Source organism: Ilyobacter sp. (assembly GCF_041583315.1).
GTDB lineage: Bacteria > Fusobacteriota > Fusobacteriia > Fusobacteriales > Fusobacteriaceae > Ilyobacter.
In genome coordinates, this window is the sequence record NZ_JBFHGC010000371.1 from 1 (window position 1) to 2936 (window position 2936).

The 2936-nt window shown below is 34.2% G+C and carries 3 protein-coding genes; all 3 read left to right on the top strand.

Translation table 11 applies throughout. From position 1 onward, the window contains the following. The first annotated feature begins 347 nt into the window (after window positions 1-347). Window positions 348-923: a 5-formyltetrahydrofolate cyclo-ligase gene (locus ABZA26_RS11565; protein ID WP_372714677.1), complete on the top strand. Its 576-nt coding sequence runs from the start codon at window positions 348-350 to the stop codon at window positions 921-923. Continuing rightward, complete coding sequence (locus ABZA26_RS11570) at window positions 917-1591, top strand: Crp/Fnr family transcriptional regulator (RefSeq protein WP_372714678.1); 675 nt, start codon at window positions 917-919, stop codon at window positions 1589-1591. Before ABZA26_RS11565 ends, ABZA26_RS11570 begins: the two co-directional genes overlap by 7 nt. A 430-nt stretch (window positions 1592-2021) precedes the next feature. Next, a partial coding sequence (gene argC / locus ABZA26_RS11575; RefSeq protein WP_372714679.1) for an N-acetyl-gamma-glutamyl-phosphate reductase occupies window positions 2022-2936 on the top strand: 915 nt, incomplete at its 3' end.

A 2936-nucleotide genomic window follows, 5' to 3' on the forward strand; every position in this document is an offset into this window, starting at 1 on the left:
GACTGTAGCTTACAAAGGCGTTAAAAGAAACATCTACTTCCTAGACATTTGAAAACTCTTGACCTTTTGGTTACTTTTCTGTCAAGAGAAAAGTAACACTGGGTAAATTCAGTAATTTATAAGAATTTCTTTCAAGTTGCTACTTGAGTTAATCAACTTAAAGATTCACTTTTTTTTAAAATTTTTAATAGTTTTGTAAAATTAATAGAAACAGAGAAAATGATATTAGTGGTACAGGGGTTTAAAATTGGTAGTACCAGTTTTATTTTGTTTTTCTATGATTAATAAGCTATAATAGATGGTAAGAAAATCTTTTTTATGAAATCTAAAGATGGGTGGAGGCAACTATGAAAAAAGAGAAGATGGCAACGAGAAAAATTCTTCTGGAAAGAAGAGATCAGATAGATTCAACCCAAAAAGAGAGTTTAGACGAAGAGATATTTAAAAATTTTATAAAAAGTATTTTTTATAAAAATGCAAAAACTATTTTTATTTTCGTGAGCTTTGGAAGCGAAGTTAATACTCATAAAATAATAGAAAGAGCCATAAAAGACGGAAAAAATGTATGCGTTCCCAAAATAAACTCAAAAGAAAAAGGGATGGAAGTATTTAAAATAGAGAGTATGAGTGAACTGAAAGAGGGATATTTCGGAGTTTTAGAACCTTTTGAAGAAAAATGTAAAATTTCCGGGGAAGACCTGGACCTAGTTGTAGTTCCTGGAGTTGGCTTTGATAAAAACGGTTACAGAATAGGTTACGGCGGCGGGTTTTACGATAAATTTTTTAATAATATGGAAAAAGATGTTTCCAAAATAGCTTTAGGCTATGACATACAGATTGTGGATGAGCTGGCAACAGAGAAACATGATAAAAGAATAAACGGTCTTATCACAGAAAGCTGCACCTATATATTTGTATGTTAGTACCACTAAAAGAGATCCTGAAAAATATAGAAATATTCACACATCTCAGCGAACCACAGACAGATTATCTTGTTAAAAATTCAAAACTTGTGGAAGCAGATAAGAAAGAATCTATACACAGACAGGGAGAGCTGTGTACAAATCTAAGTGTGGTAATAGACGGGGAAATCTGCGGGATAAAATACAGTTCCACAGGCAAAGAACAGGTACTGGCTTATTATGGTCCTTCAGAATGTTTTGGAGGGATACTTATTTTTAATGAGGAAAAATATCCGGCCAGCCTTATTGCAGAGGAAAAGTCACTGGTTTTAGAGATTCCGAAAAAAGTTGTTTTTCAGCTCTTTGACAATAAAGAGTTTCTTCAGGTTTTTCTCAGGGATATGAGCAGAAAAATTGTCAATCTTTCTGATATTATAGAGGTCCTTGTACACACCTCTGTGAAATCAAGAGTGGCGAGATATATACTTAAAGAGGTGGAAAAACAGGGAAGCAGTACAATAAAACTTCACAAAAGTAAAACTGTAATTGCAAAAGAGCTAGGCAGTGTGAGAGAGGTGGTATCAAGGGTTTTTAAAACCTTTGAAAACAAAGGGATAATAAGAGGAGACAAGTGTGGAAATATTTGTGTTTTAAATATTACTGAACTTGAAAAAGAGTATATGAAATAAGGGTGCAGAGAGAAAAAAATTATTGACACATACGGATGTTTTCTGTTATTATCAAGTACAAAAGATATAAAAAACCAGGAGGAATTGACATGTTGTTTAGGATAAGCAGGACGAGGAGGCATATTACAAACCAATATAAATCGTTCTAAATGGCTAAATTGACATCATAAATTTCTTTTGAAAAGATTGGAGAGGAGCGGCTCTCTATGAGTATACAAAAGTTGATAAAGCCGACAGTTTTACTCTGTTGGCTTTTTTTTAAAAGATGCACCGGTATTAGCCAGATAAACTTAGGCGGATACCGGTTTTTTTTATAACATCTGTTTAAGAGAATAGTCAAAAATAACAGAAGAAAAAAAGGTACTAAAATCAAATTGCCTAAAAGAGTATTATACATTATATATAAATATGAACAGGAGGAATTGTAAAAATGGTGAGAGTAGGAATAATAGGAGCCACTGGATATGCCGGACAACAGCTTGTATGGTATCTGAATATGCACAAAAATGCAGAAATAAAGTTTATGGTATCAAACAGCTATGTAGGACAGGAATTCAGTGAAATTTACAGAAATTTTAAAAAGTTTTTAGACGATAAGCTTATAGGGGTAGAAGATGTAGAGTCAAAAATTGATGAGATAGATGTTCTTTTTATGGCTCTTCCCCACGGGAAATCAGCTCCCTTTGTAAAGCTTGCCATGGACAAAGGTATAAAAGCTATAGATCTGGGTGCTGATTTCAGGCTTGACAGTGAAGAAGCCTTTAAAGAGTGGTATAAAGATGATTACAAACATCCTGAATTTATAAAAGATGCAGTTTACGGTCTTCCTGAATTAAAAAGAAGAGAAGAGATAAAAAACTGCAAAATAATAGCAAATCCTGGTTGCTATCCTACTGCTAGTATATTAGCCCTTGCACCTCTGCTGCATAATGACCTTATAGAGAAGGATTCCATTATTATAGATGCAAAGTCAGGAGTATCCGGAGCAGGAAGGTCTGCAAGTATAGCGACACTTTATACAGAGTGCAATGAATCCATAAAGGCTTATGGTGTGACTACACACAGACATACGGCAGAGATAGAGCAGGAGCTTTCTAAAATAGGAGAGGAAAATATCGCTCTCACATTTACACCTCATCTTGTTCCTATGAACAGAGGAATCCTATCTGTGACATACTCAAAGCTGAAGAAAGATATCACAGAAAAAGAGATATATGACCTATATAACAAGTTTTATGAAAATGAGTATTTTGTAAGAGTCATAAATGATCTTCCTGAGACCAGATTTGTAAGGGGAACCAACCTCTGCGACATAGCAGTGAGGGTGGACAAGAGGACAAACAGA

Excerpts from the sequence above, each read along its gene's own strand:
- ABZA26_RS11565 (WP_372714677.1), top strand. The coding sequence starts at position 348 with ATGAAAAAAGAGAAGATGGCAACGAGAAAAATTCTTCTGGAAAGAAGA.
- ABZA26_RS11570 (WP_372714678.1), top strand. The coding sequence starts at position 917 with ATGTTAGTACCACTAAAAGAGATCCTGAAAAATATAGAAATATTCACA.